Source organism: Citrobacter sp. LUTT5 (assembly GCF_009905315.1).
In the GTDB taxonomy this organism is placed as follows: Bacteria; Pseudomonadota; Gammaproteobacteria; order Enterobacterales; family Enterobacteriaceae; genus Citrobacter; species Citrobacter freundii.
On sequence record NZ_CP047606.1, the window covers coordinates 700,249 to 717,984 of the forward strand.

Annotated in this window: 18 protein-coding genes; 13 read left to right on the forward strand and 5 right to left on the reverse strand. The window is 51.3% G+C overall.

Annotated elements, in window-relative coordinates; translation table 11 throughout:
• Nucleotides 1-134 precede the first annotated feature (134 nt).
• The 5 genes from nudF to parE are packed head-to-tail and all read left to right on the forward strand — an operon-like array spanning nt 135 to nt 4,540.
• Nucleotides 135-767: an ADP-ribose diphosphatase gene (gene nudF, locus GUC46_RS03390; protein ID WP_003024585.1), complete on the forward strand. Its 633-nt coding sequence runs from the start codon at nt 135-137 to the stop codon at nt 765-767.
• Nucleotides 764-1,186, forward strand: coding sequence for a DUF1249 family protein (locus GUC46_RS03395; protein ID WP_003024582.1), 423 nt, complete (start codon nt 764-766; stop codon nt 1,184-1,186). The genes nudF and GUC46_RS03395 overlap by 4 nt, the downstream gene beginning before the upstream one ends.
• A gap of 24 nt (nt 1,187-1,210) precedes the next feature.
• Nucleotides 1,211-2,038 (forward strand): 3',5'-cyclic-AMP phosphodiesterase, encoded by an 828-nt coding sequence (gene cpdA / locus GUC46_RS03400; RefSeq protein ID WP_003838143.1) that lies wholly within the window; start codon nt 1,211-1,213, stop codon nt 2,036-2,038.
• A complete protein-coding gene (gene yqiA / locus GUC46_RS03405; protein WP_003024575.1) occupies nt 2,038-2,619 on the forward strand; it encodes an esterase YqiA in 582 nt (193 codons plus the stop codon). Before cpdA ends, yqiA begins: the two co-directional genes overlap by 1 nt.
• 28 nt (nt 2,620-2,647) lie before the next feature.
• Nucleotides 2,648-4,540, forward strand: a complete 1,893-nt coding sequence (gene parE, locus GUC46_RS03410) for a DNA topoisomerase IV subunit B (RefSeq protein ID WP_003024571.1) — start codon at nt 2,648-2,650, stop codon at nt 4,538-4,540.
• Between the two features lie 97 nt (nt 4,541-4,637).
• Here parE and GUC46_RS03415 read toward each other — a convergent pair whose 3' ends face one another.
• Nucleotides 4,638-5,489, reverse strand: a complete 852-nt coding sequence (locus GUC46_RS03415) for an AraC family transcriptional regulator (RefSeq protein WP_049002558.1) — start codon at nt 5,487-5,489, stop codon at nt 4,638-4,640.
• A gap of 165 nt (nt 5,490-5,654) precedes the next feature.
• Here GUC46_RS03415 and GUC46_RS03420 point away from each other — a divergent pair, with 165 nt between their 5' ends.
• The 3 genes from GUC46_RS03420 to GUC46_RS03430 are packed head-to-tail and all read left to right on the forward strand — an operon-like array spanning nt 5,655 to nt 9,968.
• On the forward strand, nt 5,655-7,475 hold the full coding sequence (locus tag GUC46_RS03420; RefSeq protein ID WP_138827941.1) for a DUF2264 domain-containing protein: 1,821 nt from the start codon (nt 5,655-5,657) through the stop codon (nt 7,473-7,475).
• A 10-nt stretch (nt 7,476-7,485) separates the two neighbouring features.
• Entirely contained in the window at nt 7,486-8,754 is a 1,269-nt protein-coding gene (locus GUC46_RS03425) for an oligosaccharide MFS transporter (protein ID WP_048232794.1), read from the forward strand.
• Between the two features lie 23 nt (nt 8,755-8,777).
• Entirely contained in the window at nt 8,778-9,968 is a 1,191-nt protein-coding gene (locus GUC46_RS03430) for a glycoside hydrolase family 88 protein (RefSeq protein WP_003838151.1), read from the forward strand.
• A gap of 72 nt (nt 9,969-10,040) precedes the next feature.
• Here the strand turns inward: GUC46_RS03430 and GUC46_RS03435 are convergent, their stop codons facing one another.
• Together GUC46_RS03435 and GUC46_RS03440 are read right to left on the reverse strand one after the other, a co-directional pair.
• Nucleotides 10,041-10,355: a putative quinol monooxygenase gene (locus tag GUC46_RS03435; protein WP_003024557.1), complete on the reverse strand. Its 315-nt coding sequence runs from the start codon at nt 10,353-10,355 to the stop codon at nt 10,041-10,043.
• A 30-nt stretch (nt 10,356-10,385) separates the two neighbouring features.
• The gene (locus GUC46_RS03440; RefSeq protein WP_160179746.1) at nt 10,386-10,967 is read right to left on the reverse strand and encodes an NAD(P)H-dependent oxidoreductase; all 582 of its coding nucleotides are present in this window, start codon (nt 10,965-10,967) and stop codon (nt 10,386-10,388) included.
• Nucleotides 10,968-11,219: 252 nt separating this feature from the next.
• On the opposite strand from GUC46_RS03440, the gene GUC46_RS23980 reads away from it, so the two are divergent.
• The 3 genes from GUC46_RS23980 to GUC46_RS03450 are packed head-to-tail and all read left to right on the forward strand — an operon-like array spanning nt 11,220 to nt 12,751.
• Nucleotides 11,220-11,699: an Hcp family type VI secretion system effector gene (locus GUC46_RS23980; protein WP_049002562.1), complete on the forward strand. Its 480-nt coding sequence runs from the start codon at nt 11,220-11,222 to the stop codon at nt 11,697-11,699.
• Between the two features lie 2 nt (nt 11,700-11,701).
• A complete protein-coding gene (locus GUC46_RS23985; protein WP_226807688.1) occupies nt 11,702-12,412 on the forward strand; it encodes a hypothetical protein in 711 nt (236 codons plus the stop codon).
• Between the two features lie 6 nt (nt 12,413-12,418).
• Complete coding sequence (locus tag GUC46_RS03450) at nt 12,419-12,751, forward strand: DUF2645 family protein (RefSeq protein WP_044713727.1); 333 nt, start codon at nt 12,419-12,421, stop codon at nt 12,749-12,751.
• Nucleotides 12,752-12,758: 7 nt separating this feature from the next.
• On the opposite strand, the gene qseC is transcribed toward GUC46_RS03450, so the two are convergent.
• Nucleotides 12,759-14,108, reverse strand: a complete 1,350-nt coding sequence (gene qseC, locus GUC46_RS03455; RefSeq protein ID WP_160179748.1) for a quorum sensing histidine kinase QseC — start codon at nt 14,106-14,108, stop codon at nt 12,759-12,761.
• A complete protein-coding gene (gene qseB, locus GUC46_RS03460; RefSeq protein WP_003024547.1) occupies nt 14,105-14,764 on the reverse strand; it encodes a quorum sensing response regulator transcription factor QseB in 660 nt (219 codons plus the stop codon). Before qseB ends, qseC begins: the two co-directional genes overlap by 4 nt.
• A 150-nt stretch (nt 14,765-14,914) precedes the next feature.
• Here qseB and GUC46_RS03465 point away from each other — a divergent pair, with 150 nt between their 5' ends.
• Both GUC46_RS03465 and parC read left to right on the forward strand, forming a co-directional pair.
• Nucleotides 14,915-15,313, forward strand: coding sequence for a YgiW/YdeI family stress tolerance OB fold protein (locus GUC46_RS03465; RefSeq protein WP_003024544.1), 399 nt, complete (start codon nt 14,915-14,917; stop codon nt 15,311-15,313).
• 118 nt (nt 15,314-15,431) lie between these two features.
• On the forward strand, nt 15,432-17,690 hold the full coding sequence (gene parC, locus GUC46_RS03470; RefSeq protein WP_003024543.1) for a DNA topoisomerase IV subunit A: 2,259 nt from the start codon (nt 15,432-15,434) through the stop codon (nt 17,688-17,690).
• Nucleotides 17,691-17,736 lie beyond the last annotated feature (46 nt).

A 17,736-nucleotide genomic window follows, 5' to 3' on the forward strand; every position in this document is an offset into this window, starting at 1 on the left:
TCCGCCACTGCAAAAAGTTGGCGTTACGTGCCATACGGCGTTAATTTGCATCAATTTAACACAAGGGCGTTCAAACATCAGTCAAACGACCTTGAAATTCACATTTTAATCACTATTGGTTTCAGGACAGCACAATGCGTAAACCAGACAACTTGCCAATGACTTTCACTAAAAATGATGTAGAAATTATTGCACGAGAAACGCTATACCGCGGTTTTTTTTCACTGGATCTTTATCGGTTCCGCCATCGCCTGTTTAACGGTGGTATGAGCGGTGAGGTAAAGCGCGAAATTTTTGAGCGCGGACACGCGGCAGTCTTGCTACCCTTTGACCCTGAGCGGGACGAAGTTGTACTGGTCGAGCAGATACGTATCGCGGCGTTTGATACCAGCGAAAGCCCGTGGCTACTGGAAATGGTAGCCGGAATGATCGAAGAGGGCGAAACCGTTGAAGATGTGGCCCGTCGTGAAGCGATGGAAGAAGCCGGACTGGACGTTAAACGTACGAAACCCGTTCTGAGCTATCTGGCAAGCCCTGGCGGCACCAGTGAGCGCCTGTCTATTTTAGTTGGCGAAGTGGACGCTACGACCGCGAGCGGAATTCATGGTCTGGCTGATGAAAACGAAGATATTCGTGTTCATGTGGTGAGCCGGGAGCAGGCTTATCAATGGGTAGAAGAGGGGAAAATCGACAACGCGGCTTCTGTCATCGCCTTGCAATGGTTACAGCTGCACTATCAAGAGTTAAAAACTGAGTGGAAAAAATGAAGCGTTACACACCTGACTTCCCTGAAATGATGCGCCTGTGCGAAACCAACTATTCGCAATTGCGCCGCCTGCTGCCACGTAATGATGCAGCCGGTGAAACAGTGAGCTATCAGGTAGCAAACGCACAATATCGGTTAACGATCGTTGAATCGACCCGATACACTACGCTTGTCGCGATCGAACAAACGGCGCCGGCTGTCACATACTGGAGCCTGCCGTCATTGACCGTGCGCCTGTATCATGACGCGAGGGTGGCTGAAGTGTGTTCAAGTCAGCAGATCTTTCGCTTCAAAGCGCGGTATGATTATCCAAATAAAAAGTTGCATCAACGCGACGAAAAGCATCAAATTAATCAGTTTCTGGCCGACTGGCTACGGTACTGTTTAGCACATGGAGCGATGGCGATTCCGGTTTATTAGCGTCGTGAAACCTAAGGACACCATTTGGAAAGCCTGTTAACCCTTCCTTTGGCTGGTGAGGCCAGAGTCAGGATCTTACAAATTACAGACACTCACCTGTTTGCCGAAAAGCATGAAACGCTGCTGGGTGTGAATACCTGGGACAGTTATCAATCCGTACTGGATGCCATACATGCAGAGTCGCCTGAGTACGATCTGATCGTCGCGACGGGTGATTTGGCGCAGGATCAATCCGCTGCGGCCTATCAGCATTTTGCTGAAGGCATCGCAAGCTTTCGTGCGCCCTGCGTTTGGCTACCGGGCAATCACGATTTTCAGCCGGCAATGTACAGCGCGCTGCAGGACGCGGGAATTTCCCCTGCCAAGCGTGTTTTCATCGGTGAGCAGTGGCAAATATTGTTGCTCGACAGCCAGGTGTTCGGCGTTCCCCACGGTGAATTAAGTGAATTCCAGCTCGAATGGCTGGAGCGTAAACTTGCTGATGCACCAGAGCGTAATACCTTGCTGCTTCTGCATCATCATCCTCTGCCTGCGGGTTGTAGCTGGCTCGATCAGCATAGCCTGCGCAATGCCGCTGAGCTGGATAACGTGCTGGTGAATTATCCACGCGTGAAGTATCTGCTGTGCGGGCATATTCATCAGGAACTGGATCTGGACTGGAACGGACGCCGCCTGCTGGCGACGCCATCGACCTGCGTGCAGTTTAAGCCGCACTGTTCCAACTTCACATTGGATACCATCAGCCCCGGCTGGCGGACGCTGGAGCTTTTTGCTGACGGGACGTTGCAGACTCAGGTACGTCGTCTGCAGGGTAATCGGTTCCACCCTGATACCGCTTCAGAAGGCTACTGATGTCTACGCTTCTCTATCTTCACGGATTTAATAGCTCTCCTCGTTCGGCGAAGGCGTGTTTGCTGAAAAACTGGTTGGCGGAGCACCATCCGCACGTTGAGATGATCGTACCGCAGCTGCCGCCGTATCCGGCCCAGGCCGCAGAGATGCTGGAATCGATCATTCTTGAACATGGCGGAGAGTCGCTGGGGATTGTCGGCTCCTCATTAGGTGGTTATTACGCCACCTGGCTGTCGCAATGTTTTATGCTGCCGGCAGTGGTGGTGAACCCTGCTGTACGGCCTTATGAACTGCTGGTCGACTATCTCGGTCAAAACGAGAACCCCTACACGGGGCAGCAATATGTGCTAGAGTCACGCCATATTTACGATCTTAAAGTCATGCAGATTGACCCGCTGGAAGCGCCGGATTTGATCTGGCTGCTCCAACAAACGGGCGATGAAGTGTTGGACTACCGCCAGGCGGTGGCGTATTACGCCTCCTGCCGTCAGACAGTTATTGAGGGCGGAAACCACGCATTCACGGGCTTCGAAGATTATTTCAACCCGATTGTCGATTTCCTTGGACTGCACAGTTTCTGACGATCAATTCGAATTGCTTATTTAAACCATGACGCAAACTTATAACGCTGATGCCATTGAGGTACTCACTGGGCTTGAGCCGGTACGCCGTCGCCCTGGGATGTACACCGATACGACCCGTCCGAACCATCTTGGACAGGAAGTGATTGATAACAGTGTGGATGAAGCACTGGCGGGCCACGCGAAACGCGTGGACGTGATCTTACATGCCGACCAGTCTCTGGAAGTCATTGATGACGGACGCGGCATGCCAGTAGACATTCACCCTGAAGAGGGCGTTCCGGCGGTTGAGCTGATCCTCTGTCGTCTGCACGCGGGCGGCAAGTTCTCCAACAAGAACTACCAGTTCTCCGGTGGTCTGCACGGTGTGGGGATCTCCGTTGTTAACGCCCTGTCCAAACGTGTGGAAGTGAACGTACGCCGCGATGGGCAGGTATACAACATCGCGTTTGAGAATGGCGATAAAGTGCAGGATTTACAGGTTGTCGGTACCTGCGGCAAACGCAATACCGGGACCAGCGTGCACTTCTGGCCGGATGAAAGCTTCTTTGACAGCCCGCGTTTTTCTGTTTCGCGCTTAACGCACGTACTGAAAGCCAAAGCGGTACTGTGCCCGGGCGTTGAGATCACCTTCAAGGATGAGGTCAACAACAGCGAACAGCGCTGGTGCTACCAGGATGGTCTGAATGACTATCTGAGCGAAGCGGTGAATGGCCTACCGACTCTGCCGGAAAAACCGTTTATCGGTAATTTCAGCGGTGAGACGGAGACAGTGGACTGGGCGCTGCTCTGGCTGCCGGAAGGCGGTGAGCTGCTGACCGAAAGCTATGTGAACCTGATCCCAACTATGCAGGGCGGGACGCACGTCAACGGTCTGCGTCAGGGTCTGCTGGATGCGATGCGCGAGTTCTGCGAATACCGCAATATTTTGCCGCGCGGCGTGAAGCTGTCGGCGGAAGATATCTGGGATCGCTGTGCTTACGTGCTGTCGGTAAAAATGCAGGATCCGCAGTTTGCCGGACAAACCAAAGAACGCCTCTCTTCGCGTCAGTGTGCGGCGTTTGTTTCTGGCGTGGTGAAAGATGCCTTCAGCCTGTGGCTGAACCAGAACGTACAGTCAGCTGAACTGCTGGCTGAGATGGCAATTTCCAGCGCCCAGCGTCGTCTGCGTGCGGCGAAAAAAGTGGTGCGTAAAAAGCTGACCAGCGGTCCGGCGCTGCCGGGTAAACTGGCGGACTGTACTGCACAGGATCTTAACCGCACCGAACTGTTTCTCGTCGAAGGTGACTCCGCAGGTGGTTCAGCCAAACAGGCGCGCGATCGTGAATATCAGGCGATCATGCCGCTCAAAGGTAAGATCCTCAATACCTGGGAAGTCTCTTCCGATGAAGTGCTGGCTTCGCAGGAAGTGCACGATATTTCGGTGGCGATCGGTATCGATCCGGACAGCGACGATCTGAGCCAGTTGCGTTACGGTAAGATCTGTATCCTGGCGGATGCGGACTCCGATGGTCTGCACATCGCCACGCTGCTGTGCGCACTGTTTGTGAAACACTTCCGCACGCTGGTGAAACACGGTCACGTGTACGTGGCGCTGCCGCCGCTATACCGTATCGACCTCGGTAAAGAGGTGTATTACGCGCTGACGGAAGAAGAGAAAGCGGGCGTACTGGAGCAGTTAAAGCGCAAGAAAGGTAAGCCGAACGTGCAGCGCTTTAAAGGACTGGGTGAAATGAACCCGATGCAGCTTCGTGAAACCACGCTGGATCCGAACACCCGTCGCCTGGTGCAGCTCATTATCGATGATGAAGACGATCAGCGCACCAACGCAATGATGGATATGCTGCTGGCCAAGAAGCGTTCTGAAGACCGTCGTAACTGGTTGCAAGAGAAAGGCGACCTGGCGGATCTCGAAGGGTAAGCATGATGTTAAATGCCGGATGGCGCTTCGCTTATCCGGCCTACATTCGCATTGTGCCCGTAGGCCTGATAAGACGCATCAGCGTCGCCATCAGGCGTTACAGCTTATGCCGCTTGCGATACTGCAACGGCGTCTCGCCAATGCCTTTACCGAAGGCGCTGATGAAGTATGTTACCTCTGAAAATCCCACCTTTTGAGCAATCTCCCGCACGCTGATTTCACTGTGTAACAGCGCTTCACAGGCTTTGCGTAACCGCAGCGTATTGAGATAGTCGAGAATGCTCTCGCCCGTTTCCATCTGGAAGCGGCGGGATACATAGCTTTTTGATTTATTCAGTTCCTGCGCCAGCGCTGCCAGACTAAATTTGTGAGTGTAATGTTCATCCAGCCAGAACATCACCTGACTGGCAATTCCGCTGCTAATTTCCGGCATATTGCCATTATCGTCGGGTAACAGGCTGAATAAATTGACTAACAGACAGGCAACCTGCTCAGTGCTCAGCGGTTTTTGAGCGGCCATTTTTTCATAACGGCTGAAGAGAAAATCAACATGTGGATGAACATCCGCCGCGTCGACGACCCATGCTTCACTGCCGCGAATGCTCAGATTTTGCAGATGCTGTTGAGTATGCGGCAAGTCGCGCAACACCTTCAGTACCGCATGTTGATCGAGATGAATAATGGTACGTCGATAACCATCCCGCGCCTGCTCATCGACCCAGATCTTGTGTAGGGTAAACGGCGGGAAAAAGAACATTCGTCCCGGTCGCATGGTGTATTGCTTATGGTCAACCGTAACCACGCCAAAGCCTTCTTCCACATACAGTACTTCCAGACACTGATGCCAGTGGTGATAACGCACCGTATTGGCGAATAAACGGCTGAACGATGCAACCGCATCATTGAGGGCGATCAGCTCCAGACGTTCTTGCGGTGAGGATAAAGTCATAGTGCAATAAATTTAAATTTTTGCCGCCGAATGGTAATTTATAAACCCTATTTTTAAATTTTCTCAATCACTGTTTTACTTTAATTCTGGTGCTGTGATTGACGTAACATTTCTGCTGCTCTGCGATTCACTATTCTTTAGCCACTTAATTCAGAGGGGCAGATTATGTGGTCAGCAACTGAAGAAAAATCAAATCCATTGTCATCACGCGAAGACGTAACGTGTGCGGTTAACGCCATTTTACGTGCGCTGGATCGGCAGTTTCCGGCGGGACAGGCTCAGTTTTCTCTTGGCAATACCTGTGCTCACTACAGCGCGGATATTGCCTGTATGGAAGGGCTTTCCCGGGCGTTGTGGGGGCTATTTCCTCTGATGGCAGGCGGGGCTAAAGTGCCGTTTGCCGAAAAGTACATTCAGGCGATAAAACTCGGTACTGACCCACAAAGCCCACATTACTGGGGAGACACCGGTCCTTACGATCAGCGTCTGGTTGAGATGGCTGCTTATGGCCTGGGTCTGGCATTGTTACAGACGCAATTAACGGAGCATTTCTCCCTGAGCGAACGCGAGAATCTGCACCGCTGGCTGAATCAGATAACCGACTCGCAAATGCCGGACAGCAACTGGAACTACTTTGCGATTATCGTTCAGCTTGGTTTCAAGCGTGCAGGTCTGCCTTACGATCAGGCAGCTATCGATCGCCGCTTTGAGCTGATAGAAGCCTACTATCTTGGTGACGGTTGGTATTCCGATGGTCCCGGTCGACCGAAAGATTACTACATCTCAATGGCTTTTCACTTCTACGGTCTGTTGTATGCCACCCTCAGCCCGGATGACACCGAACGCGCTGTCGTTCTGCGTGAACGTTCGCGCTTGTTTGCCGAAGATTTTATTTACCTGTCCGCCGCTGACGGCGCATCGGTGCCGTTTGGCCGCAGCCTGACCTACCGCTTTGCCATGGTTGCCTTCTGGAGCGCGGTGGCGTTTGCCGAACTGGATGTTCTTTCGCCAGGCATAATCAAAGGGGTGATCCTGCGTCATTTGCGCTGGTGGCAGAAGCAGCCGATTTTCGATCGTGATGGCATTCTGACGCTGGGGTTTGCCTACCCGAATCTGGCGATGTGTGAAGACTACAACTCGCCGGGATCGCCTTATTGGGCATTGAAGGTTTTTTTGATTCTTGCACTGCCGGAGGATCATCCATTCTGGCAGGCTGAAGAGCTGGCGCTACCGCAACTCGTTGAAAAACGCGTTATCCCCCATGCTGCGCAGATCCTGCAGCATAGTGAGCATTCTGAGCATGTCATGATGTTGACCTCAGGCCAGCTTGAACTGAACAACTACGTTAATACCGAAGCCAAATACACCAAATTTGCCTACTCCAGCCGCTTTGGTTTCACCATTGAGCGCGGCCGTTACGGCATCAAACATGCGGCCTGTGACTCTATGCTGCTGTTGGCGGACGGCGATGGCTACTATCGTGGCCGTCGTCAGTGCGACGAGGTTCGGGTCGATGAGAATTTTATCTGGTCCCGCTGGTCTCCCTGGCATGACGTAATGATTGAGACCTGGCTTGTCCCGTTTGGCGAATGGCATCTTCGCCTGCACCGTATTAACAGTGCGCGAACGCTGCAAACGGTGGAAGGGGGATTTGCGGTGATGAAAGCCGAGCCCCGGTTATGTGAGCGTGGATGCCTCCTTGCGGCATGCAACGGAACCAGCGTTATCGTTGATCTGTCGCCGTCCATAGTTCGCCAGCCAGACAGCGTGGTCACGCCGCCGAACAGTAGCATCATGTTCCCTGAATGTGCGTCGATTCCTGTGTTGACCAGCGAAATCCCGCAGGGCGAAAGCTGGCTTTGCTGCGCCGTGAGTGCCAGCGGGCAGCAAAGACAGTACTCCGCCGTTCCGCAGCTATCTATCAACAATAACCAAGTTGTTATTCAGCAACCTGAAAGTGCACGCCAGTTGTCGTTCTTTTTATAGCGAGGGTGGTATGAAAAATAATTCAACGGGAAATCGGACTGAATATTATAAAATAAGCAGTTTTATATTCCTTTATTTCTTTACCTGGTCCGCAAGTATTGGTTTGTTGGCTATCTGGTTGGGGCAAAAAGCGCAGTTGAGCGGTACAGTGATTGGCACCGTATTTGCTGTGAATGGTATTTTCTCGGTTATTCTGAAGCCTATTTATGGTTATATCCTCGATAAAATAGGTATGAGCAAATATCTGCTCTATTTCGTCGTAGTGATGTCAGCGTTAATGGCACCGTTTTTTATTTATGTCTATCAGCCATTATTACTCTCCAATACCATGCTGGGTATTATAGTTGGCGCGATTTACTTGAGCTTTGCGTGGTATGCCGGGGTGGCGGCCTGTGAATCTTATTCTGACCGCTACAGCCGTCTGAACGGCATGGAGTTTGGGCAGATCCGTATGTGGGGGTCGCTTGGCTGGGCGGTGGCGTCATCGTTCTCTGGCCTGCTGTTTAACCTCTCACCGGCCTATAACTTTATGCTCGGCAGCCTGACGTCAGTGGTGATGCTGGTTGTTCTGGTGAGTCTGAAAGTCAATGTCAATGCGGCCAACGCCTCGGAGGTGATAACTAAAGAGAAAATCTCCCCGACGGATGTTTACGCCCTGCTGCGTAATCGCAAATTTTGGGCATTCTGCCTGTACGTTGCGGGCGTGGCGTGGATGATGTTTATCGCGGAGCAGCAGTTCTCCCGCTACTTCGTCACTTTCTTTGCCGATGTACATGAAGGGAACGCCGTCTTTGGTTATCTGGGCACCGTGCAGTCGGGAATGGAATTTGTCATGTACATGGTCATTCCGCTATTCGTCAATTATATTGGCGCGAAGCGTGGTCTGCTGATTGTTGGGGCGCTGGTGGGCGCGCGATTGGTGATATCTGGGCTATGTGACTCTCATTTATTAATTTCTGTGCTGAAGCCGCTATACGGTCTGGAGATCTGTTTATTACTGGTTTCCGTCTTCAAATATATTGCCGAGCATTTTGATAAACGTGTCAATGCGACCATGTATTTACTGGGTTATCAGGCGATGCTGTATGTCGGTAACGTGGTGGTTTCCTCTCCTGCCGGATTAATGTACGACCGGATAGGCTTTGAGAAGACATATATCATTATGGGCATTGTGGCGCTGACCTTTACATTGATATCGGCATTTACTTTATCAGCCTGTCAGAGCAAACGTGGCAAAAATATCGCTCTCGATATTGCTGAAAATACCCCTGCAAAATAATTTACGTCATAAGGAACCGAAATATGTTAAATCATATCGTTGAGGAATCGTTGCGCGTATTTCCTGGCAGTCCGGTTAATCCCGGCAGTTTTCAGGATCAAATAAGTTGCGCCCGAGAAGATGTCCTCGAATTGATTAGCCGTCATTTAACGGAATTCGGTGAACAATTTCCTGCCGAAACCTGTGTGCAAGGTTATTACCCACTGACAGAGAATGTGGAATGGACGACCAGCTTCTGGACCGGGCAGTTATGGCTGGCGTGGGAAATGAGTGGTGAGAGCAAATTTCGTGAGATGGCGGAGAAGCATGTGCGTTCGTTTGGCATGCGTATTGCCGGACGCCACGATACCAACACCCACGACCTGGGATTCCTCTACACGCTTTCCTGTGTGGCGGCCTGGCGATTGACCGGCAATCGCGATGCTCGAGGTTTTTCCCTGATGGCGGCAGAAGCGCTGTTGGAGCGTTTTCATGAAAAGGCGCAGATCATCCAGGCGTGGGGCGATCTTCGCGATCCCGATCAGGCCGGACGGATGATCATTGACTGCAATATGAATCTGCCGCTGCTGTACTGGGCTAGCGAGCAAACGGGCGATCCGCGTTTTGCGAATGCGGCGAAGGCCCACGTTGCGCAGGCAGCCAAATATCTGATCCGCCAGGATGCGTCGACCTTCCACACCTACTATATGGACGTGCAAACCGGAGCACCGCGTTACGGTAATACGCAGCAGGGCTATGCTGATGATTCTTGCTGGTCGCGTGGGCAGGCATGGGGGATTTATGGTTTTCTGCTGAGCTATATTTACACTGGCGATACACAAATGGTGCAGCTGTCGAAAAAGCTGGCCAACTACTTTCTTAATCGCCTGCCGGAAGATGCCGTTTGCCACTGGGATCTGGCATTAGTCGGAACCGATGCGCTGCGCGATTCATCTTCGGCGGCGATTGCCGTCTGTGGTCTGCTGGAGCTGATTAAACATCTGCCGGTGACCGATCCGGATCGCGAGTGCTACCAGCAGTGGGCGATGGGGATCATGTCTTCGCTGACCAGGCATTATCTGATGGGTAAAGATGAACAGGGGAACGGGCTACTGAAACACTCGGTGTATCACCTGTCGAGCAACAAAGGGGTCGATGAGTGTGCAAGTTGGGGGGATTATTTCTACGTTGAAGCGTTAATGCGCTTCACTCAGAGCTGGAAGCTCTACTGGTAAGGAGTGCCCGGTGGCGCTGCGGTTGAATGCCGGATGGTGGCCTAAAACGCCTCATCCGGCAAATCGACAACCTTAAATACCCGACTCCAGAATTCGAATATTCATGTCCAGCACGTCACCTTTCACGGCTTCGCTGTAGGCTTTCATATGCGGGGTCTGCAAATGCGCTTCAAGATGCGCGATGCTTTCCCACTGCTCAACCATCACGATTGAATCTGGCGCTGTGGTCTGAAAACTCACACCTGCGGCATGATCCACCATCGGCGCATAGCCGTGGCAGCCTTCTTCTTTCAGTACGGTCGGAACGATTTTAGCAAACTGATCCAGTACCGCCTGGCGGTGATGTTGACCTGGACGTGTACGGATTTCTGCAATAACGGTAAGCATGGTTAACTCCTTCTAATTCCAGGTTACCAGTTAACCAAAAATTTCGGTCAGATGCTTGCGATATTCTGCGATATAACGCGGGACGTCCGGCATTTTAATCACGTCATTGGTGATAAAGGTCGGCAGCGCTTCCATTCCCAGGAACTGGTTTGCTTTATGGAACGGGAGATAGACGCCATCAACACCAACGCCATGGAATAACTGGTCTTTTTCAGTGAAGGCTTCCATCGGTGCGTTCCAGGTCAGGGACAGCATGTATTTTTTGCCCTGAATCAGCCCGCCGGAGCCATATTTTTTAGAGGCATCTGAACGTGTGCGGCCATCGCTGGCGTACAGCGTGCCGTGACCTTCGGTAAACACGTCATCGATGTATTTTTTCACGGTCCACGGTGCGCCCATCCACCAGCCTGGCATCTGCCAGATAACCGCATCGGCCCAGACGAAATTCTGCACTTCTGTTTTTACATCATAATCGCTGTCCGCGCGTACGACTTTAACATCATGCCCGAGGTCGCGCAGGATACCGTCCGCGACCTCGGTCAGGGTGTCATTCAGTTGGCCATTAGAATGGCCGAATTTTTTCGCCCCGTTGATAATCAGAATGTTGCTCATTTTGTGTCCTCAAGGAAATACGTTTGAGGACGATTTTACCCCCACCAGCGGTGCGGTGAAATTAGCAAAATGTGCAAAGTCTTTTGCGTTTATAGCAATAATTTTTTGCGAGCCAAGAGTGATTAGCTGAGTATAAGGCTAAATGAATTCTGAAATGTGTGTAACTGATAGGGGAAGAGATTTTTTATCCTAGTGAAGGAATAAAATGCTGTGGCTAGTTTTCCAAAAACATCAATATACTGAGGGATAACAATGGCCAATATTATATATGCGACTGTTACCGGTGAAAAGCAGGGCATGATTTCTGCTGGTTGTGGAACATCTGCTTCTATTGGTAATAAATACCAAATAAATCACACTGATGAAATTTTTGTCCTGCAATTCGATCATTCTATTAGTCGAGAGCATAATGTTTTACATCATCCTGTGAAATTTTATAAACCGATAGATAAGTCATCACCCTTGTTAAGTGCTGCGATATCTGAAAATGAAAAATTATCGGTTGTATTTGACTTTTATAGAACCGCCTCCGGTGGTGGTATTGAAAGATTTTACTCTATTGAGTTACAGGAAGTTTATTTGTCTAACATCTCATCCTGCTATCCTCATGTGCTAACTCATGTTGGTAATCAACCAGAGGAAATTGTTATGCTGAGTTATAAAAATATTACATGGAAACATCTTATTGCCGGTACTGAATCATATAGCTTATGGGATGAAAGGATTTTTTGACAATGAAAACTGATTTTGTGTTGAAAAACCGTTTCTGTACTATCCCACAGACAAAATTTCGGAAATGGGATGAAATTGATGTTTTATTTTGGACGTTGGGTAGAAATGATGCGCGTGGTCGTTCAGGAGTTTTTTATTTGAATGCCTATAAAGATGCATATGTACAATACAACAGAGATAAAATCATTAATCATGCTAATGCTGCGGGGATACGCTCTGACCTGCTTGGTGCAGTAGCATGGATTGAATCAGGAGGAATGCCTGAAAATTTTAAATTTCAAGTTTTTGAAGCTAAAAGAATGATCGGGTTGGCGAATAAGCCTATAGATAAAACATCATTTGGTTCGGTAGCAGCACAGATACGCGTTGCGGCTGTTACATTTGGTCTTGATCCTTCGGAACTGACTACCAGGGATCAGTTGGAGTTAGCAACTTGTCTCATGGAGGATGATTTTAACTTGCGTGTTACAGCAAATTATTTGAGAGATCTTATTCTCTATGATTATCCTGATGTAGCAACACTTTATATGACCGATGAGCAATACATAATGGCAGGTGTGAGGTATAATCGGGGAGTTCAAAGGCGTTTAGACGATTTCATCCGATTAATAAGAAATCTACCCAAACGAGGTACAGAAGACTATAACTATATATCCTATGGTATGAGATTGCTGGAAATAAGAGAACATATCAGAACATTACTTAGAGAGTAATTATATATGTTAAAAGAAAAAATAATATCCATACTTGAAGTGTTTATATACATAGTCCTTGCATATTGGTTAACCGACACATTTTTTGCCTTCAATAAATACAGTTGGATGCTTGAACTGGATGACTCAATTTGTAGTATACCTGTCGTGTCAAACGATAACCGCAGTTTGCAGGCTGCCGTTGCAGCCTTTTTTTTGCTTACACCGCTTATCATTATCCTCATCAGAAAACTCTATGTCCGAAGAATGTTTGATTTCTGGTTATCTTGTCTCGCGATAGCCACCTGCCTTTTCTTCGGCTGGTGGCTTTTTTGGGGGCGTTATTTAAATTGCCACTAAGTCTGGTCTACCAACTGATCTTAGCTTCAAACCCGCCTTCCGGTGCGTTGCCAAACGAGGCTGACATTCCATGCAGTGTTGCGATACGGCGGACAATTGACAGGCCGAGACCGCTGCCGGTCACGCTTTGTCCCGGTGGACGATAAAAACGTTCACCGATGTGTGTAAGTACCTCCGGCGCAACGCCAGGACCATTATCTTTGACGCTGAAATTGCGGGCGTTGAGCGTCACTTCCACAATGCTCCCCTGTGGACTGTAGCGAATGGCATTATCCAGCAGATTTCGTACCATCAGGCTCAGCAACAGCGGCTGTCCTGTGCGCATAATATTGTGTGCGTTAATCTGCAAACGTACGTCAATGTGCGCCTGCTGGGCCGGGTGGTAGATATCCATCACCGCGGATTGCAGTAGCTCCTCCAATGAAACTTCCGCCACATCCTGAAGATTATCGAGGGAGTCGAGGCGCGAAAGCGTCAGGAGCTGATCGACCAGTCGGGTGGCGCGTTCAATTCCCGCATGTAGCTGCGCCAGCGCTTTTTCCCGCGTTTGCGGGTCGTCGTCTGACAGTTGCACCACTTCGGTTTGCACCTTCAGCGCGGTCAACGGACTGCGCAGCTCATGGGCGGCATCAGAAGTGAAGCGGCGTTCACGCACCATCATTGAGTGGATGCGGATAAACAGCTGATTTAGCGATTCAACCAGCGGGCGCACTTCGCTTGGCACACCTTTCGGGTCGAGCGGCTCTTCTGATTCCGGGGCGCGCCAGCGCAGAGCTTGCGCCAGTTTTTTTAGCGGCCTGAGTTCGCGACTCAGCATGACCACCAGGATCAGCAACATCAGCGGCAGCGCAACCAGCCACGGGGTTAATTGTGCAGTAAGGATCGACAGCGCCATATCCTCCCGATATTCCCACTCCTGGCCCACCACAATGCGATATTTCCCATCAGCGGAATTCAGCCACAGGAAGCGCCAGGAATCGCTGTCGCCCCTGAGTTGGCCGTCGCTAAACCCTTCCCGGCTGTAGCTGTAGGGAATATCCTGGCCATTATCGCCATCGTGTAGCACCATTTTGCCGTCGGTGGAGTAGATGGCAAACGCCAGTGCGTCGTCATCAATATGGCCATGCTTCAGTTTCTTTGGCGTGCGGGCCATATTGCTTGAGGTGGTGACATCGCTGATATCCAGCGTGCTAAGCCGCTTGGCGAACAGCATCAGTTGGGTATCAAACAGCTCATCGACATTATCGGTAGTCTGCCTCCAGGCCACAAAACTGGATACGGCCCAGGTGGCTGATGCCAGAATCAGAAAAATAAGCGTTAGCCTGACGCGCAGGCTGAGGCGTTGTGTGAGTTTCATGCGTCACCCAGGGTGTAGCCAATGCCATGCACGGTACGGATAAAGTCGCTGCCGAGCTTACGGCGTAAGTGATGAACGTGGACCTCAACCGCATTGCTGGAGACATTTTCGTCCCAGGTATACAGTTTTTCTTCAATCAGTTTGCGGGGCAGGACGCGACCTTTGTTGCGCATCAGCAGTTCCAGCAGCGCGAACTCTTTAGGTTTGAGTGACAAAGGTTCACCCGCCGCCGTGGCGACCAACGCGCCAGGATCGAGCGTTACCTGGCCATGGCGCAATGTGTTGCTGGCCTGGCCGCTGGCACGACGCACCAGCGCCTCCAGTCTGGCAGCAACTTCGATTAGCGCAAAGGGTTTACACAGATAGTCATCTGCGCCCAGGCGCAGGCCTTCAACGCGTTCCGCCAGCGCGTCGCGAGCGGTCAGAATCAGTACCGGCTCCTGCTTCCCGTTAGCTCGCCATTCGCGCAAAATGTCCCGTCCGTCTATGCCTGGCAGTGTCAGGTCGAGGATTACCGCATCATAAGGTGCGCTGTAGAGTGCTTCTTTCCCCTGGCGGCCTTCGGTAAACCAGTCAATGCTGAAACCCATTTTACTCAGACCTGTTTTCAGGCCATCGCCAATCAACGTGTCATCTTCGATCAGTAAAATACGCATATGTTCTTCCCTGCGATAACTCATTTGCAGTCAGTAAACCTGTGGCTACAGTCTCTGTACAGTAAAAAAAGTATCTTTTTTTGCCTTAAGAACTTGTTAAGGATTAACTTATTTAATAGTCGTAAACCAACATGAAAGGGAGACATGACGATGAAAAAATTAGCTGCAATGGTTGCCGTAATGGCACTGTGTTCCGCACCTGTTCTGGCAGCTCAGCAGGGCGGCTTCTCTGGGCCAACGACAACCACTACGCAGAGCCAAAACGGCGGATTTGTCGGCCCGAACGGTAGTAGCACGACAGTAGAAAGCGCCAAATCACTGCGTGATGACACCTGGGTTACCCTGCGCGGGAACATCGTTGAGCGTATTTCCGACGACCTGTATGTGTTTAAAGATGCGACCGGCACAGTGAATGTGGATATCGACCACAAGCGCTGGAACGGCGTAACCGTCACACCGCAGGATGTGGTTGAAATCCAGGGGGAAGTGGATAAAGACTGGAACTCCGTTGAAATCGACGTGAAACAGATTACCAAAGTTGCTAAGTAATCCCCATCAGGGCCGCATTCGCGGCCCTTTTCTTTGTGACTCAACACGCCAGATAGGGTAGTATCTGCGGCAATATTGCCCTTCAATAGAGGGGTACAAAGTTGAGGAACCACGATTAATGAGCGATATGGCAGAGCGCCTGGCGCTGCATGAATTCACGGAAAACGCCTATCTGAACTATTCCATGTACGTCATCATGGATAGGGCGTTGCCGTTTATTGGCGATGGTTTGAAACCCGTTCAGCGTCGCATCGTGTACGCGATGTCCGAACTGGGGCTGAATGCCAGCGCCAAATTTAAAAAATCCGCCCGTACCGTCGGTGACGTGCTGGGTAAATACCATCCGCACGGCGACAGCGCCTGCTATGAAGCGATGGTGCTGATGGCGCAGCCGTTCTCTTACCGTTATCCGCTGGTTGACGGGCAGGGGAACTGGGGGGCGCCGGACGATCCGAAATCCTTCGCGGCGATGCGTTATACCGAATCCCGCCTGTCTAAATATGCGGAAGTCCTGCTGGGTGAACTCGGTCAGGGCACGTCGGACTGGGTGCCGAACTTCGATGGCACCATGCAGGAGCCGAAGATGCTGCCTGCGCGTCTGCCAAATATTCTGCTCAACGGTACGACCGGTATTGCCGTTGGTATGGCAACGGACATTCCGCCGCACAACCTGCGTGAAGTGGCAAAAGCAGCGATTACTCTGATTGAGCAGCCGAAAACGACGCTGGATCAGTTGCTGGATATCGTGCAGGGGCCGGATTACCCGACCGAAGCGGAGATCATTACCTCGCGCGCGGAGATTCGTAAGATTTACGAAAACGGACGCGGCTCCGTACGTATGCGTGCGGTATGGACGAAAGAAGACGGCGCGGTGGTGATTTCCGCGCTGCCGCATCAGGTTTCCGGGGCAAAAGTGCTGGAGCAGATCGCTGCTCAAATGCGCAATAAAAAGCTGCCGATGGTAGACGACCTGCGCGACGAATCGGATCACGAAAACCCGACTCGTCTGGTGATTGTCCCGCGCTCCAATCGCGTGGATATGGAGCAGGTGATGAACCACCTGTTTGCCACCACCGATCTGGAAAAAAGTTACCGCATCAACCTGAACATGATCGGTCTTGATGGTCGTCCGGCGGTGAAAAACCTGCTGGAGATCCTCACCGAATGGCTGGCGTTCCGCCGCGATACCGTGCGCCGCCGCCTGAATTATCGTCTGGAAAAAGTGCTCAAGCGCCTGCACATCCTTGAAGGCTTGCTGGTGGCGTTCCTCAATATTGACGAAGTAATCGAAATTATTCGTCATGAAGATGAACCTAAGCCAGAGCTGATGTCGCGGTTTGGTATTTCTGAAACCCAGGCTGAAGCCATCCTTGAGCTGAAATTGCGCCATCTTGCCAAACTCGAAGAGATGAAAATCCGCGGCGAGCAGGATGAACTGGCGAAAGAGCGCGATCAGTTGCAGGCCATTCTGGCTTCTGAACGTAAAATGAATAACCTGCTGAAGAAAGAACTGCAGGCTGACGCTGAGGCCTATGGCGACGATCGTCGTTCTCCGCTGCAGGAGCGCGAAGAAGCGAAGGCGATGAGCGAGCACGACATGCTGCCGTCTGAGCCGGTGACTATTGTGTTGTCCCAGAGTGGCTGGGTGCGTAGCGCGAAAGGCCACGACATCGATGCGCCGGGATTAAGCTATAAAGCGGGCGACAGCTTTAAGTCGGCAGTGAAGGGTAAGAGCAATCAGCCGGTGGTGTTCGTGGACTCGACCGGCCGCAGCTATGCCATCGATCCGATTACGCTGCCGTCGGCGCGCGGTCAGGGTGAACCGCTGACCGGGAAGCTCACTCTGCCGCCGGGCGCGACGGTTGAGCACATGCTGATGGAAGGCGATGATCAGAAACTGCTGATGGCATCGGATGCGGGCTACGGTTTTGTCTGCACCTTCAATGACCTGGTTGCACGTAACCGTGCAGGTAAGGCATTGATTACTCTGCCAGAGAATGCGCGCGTCATGCAGCCGGTGGTGATTGAAGATGAAACCGATATGCTGCTGGCGATTACTCAGGCTGGTCGCATGTTGATGTTCCCGGTGAGCGATTTACCGCAGTTGTCGAAAGGCAAAGGGAACAAGATCATTAATATCCCTTCAGCGGAAGCGGCGAAAGGCGAGGATGGTCTGGCGCAACTTTACGTGCTGCCGCCGCAGAGCACGCTGACTATCCACGTCGGTAAGCGCAAAATCAAACTGCGTCCCGAAGAGTTGCAGAAAGTGACCGGCGAGCGTGGCCGTCGCGGCACGCTAATGCGTGGTCTGCAGCGTATCGACAGCATTGAGATTGACTCGCCTCGACGCGCCAGTCACGGCGACAGCGAAGAATAACGCTACCGTCCGGCTCTCCCTGTTAAAGCCCAGGGAGAGCCAACGT

Excerpts from the sequence above, each read along its gene's own strand:
- nudF (WP_003024585.1), top strand. The coding sequence starts at position 135 with ATGCGTAAACCAGACAACTTGCCAATGACTTTCACTAAAAATGATGTA.
- GUC46_RS03395 (WP_003024582.1), top strand. The coding sequence starts at position 764 with ATGAAGCGTTACACACCTGACTTCCCTGAAATGATGCGCCTGTGCGAA.
- yqiA (WP_003024575.1), top strand. The coding sequence starts at position 2,038 with ATGTCTACGCTTCTCTATCTTCACGGATTTAATAGCTCTCCTCGTTCG.
- parE (WP_003024571.1), top strand. The coding sequence starts at position 2,648 with ATGACGCAAACTTATAACGCTGATGCCATTGAGGTACTCACTGGGCTT.
- GUC46_RS03415 (WP_049002558.1), bottom strand. The coding sequence starts at position 5,489 with ATGACTTTATCCTCACCGCAAGAACGTCTGGAGCTGATCGCCCTCAAT.
- GUC46_RS03420 (WP_138827941.1), top strand. The coding sequence starts at position 5,655 with ATGTGGTCAGCAACTGAAGAAAAATCAAATCCATTGTCATCACGCGAA.
- GUC46_RS03425 (WP_048232794.1), top strand. The coding sequence starts at position 7,486 with ATGAAAAATAATTCAACGGGAAATCGGACTGAATATTATAAAATAAGC.
- GUC46_RS03430 (WP_003838151.1), top strand. The coding sequence starts at position 8,778 with ATGTTAAATCATATCGTTGAGGAATCGTTGCGCGTATTTCCTGGCAGT.
- GUC46_RS03435 (WP_003024557.1), bottom strand. The coding sequence starts at position 10,355 with ATGCTTACCGTTATTGCAGAAATCCGTACACGTCCAGGTCAACATCAC.
- GUC46_RS03440 (WP_160179746.1), bottom strand. The coding sequence starts at position 10,967 with ATGAGCAACATTCTGATTATCAACGGGGCGAAAAAATTCGGCCATTCT.
- GUC46_RS23980 (WP_049002562.1), top strand. The coding sequence starts at position 11,220 with ATGGCCAATATTATATATGCGACTGTTACCGGTGAAAAGCAGGGCATG.
- GUC46_RS23985 (WP_226807688.1), top strand. The coding sequence starts at position 11,702 with ATGAAAACTGATTTTGTGTTGAAAAACCGTTTCTGTACTATCCCACAG.
- GUC46_RS03450 (WP_044713727.1), top strand. The coding sequence starts at position 12,419 with ATGTTAAAAGAAAAAATAATATCCATACTTGAAGTGTTTATATACATA.
- qseC (WP_160179748.1), bottom strand. The coding sequence starts at position 14,108 with ATGAAACTCACACAACGCCTCAGCCTGCGCGTCAGGCTAACGCTTATT.
- qseB (WP_003024547.1), bottom strand. The coding sequence starts at position 14,764 with ATGCGTATTTTACTGATCGAAGATGACACGTTGATTGGCGATGGCCTG.
- GUC46_RS03465 (WP_003024544.1), top strand. The coding sequence starts at position 14,915 with ATGAAAAAATTAGCTGCAATGGTTGCCGTAATGGCACTGTGTTCCGCA.
- parC (WP_003024543.1), top strand. The coding sequence starts at position 15,432 with ATGAGCGATATGGCAGAGCGCCTGGCGCTGCATGAATTCACGGAAAAC.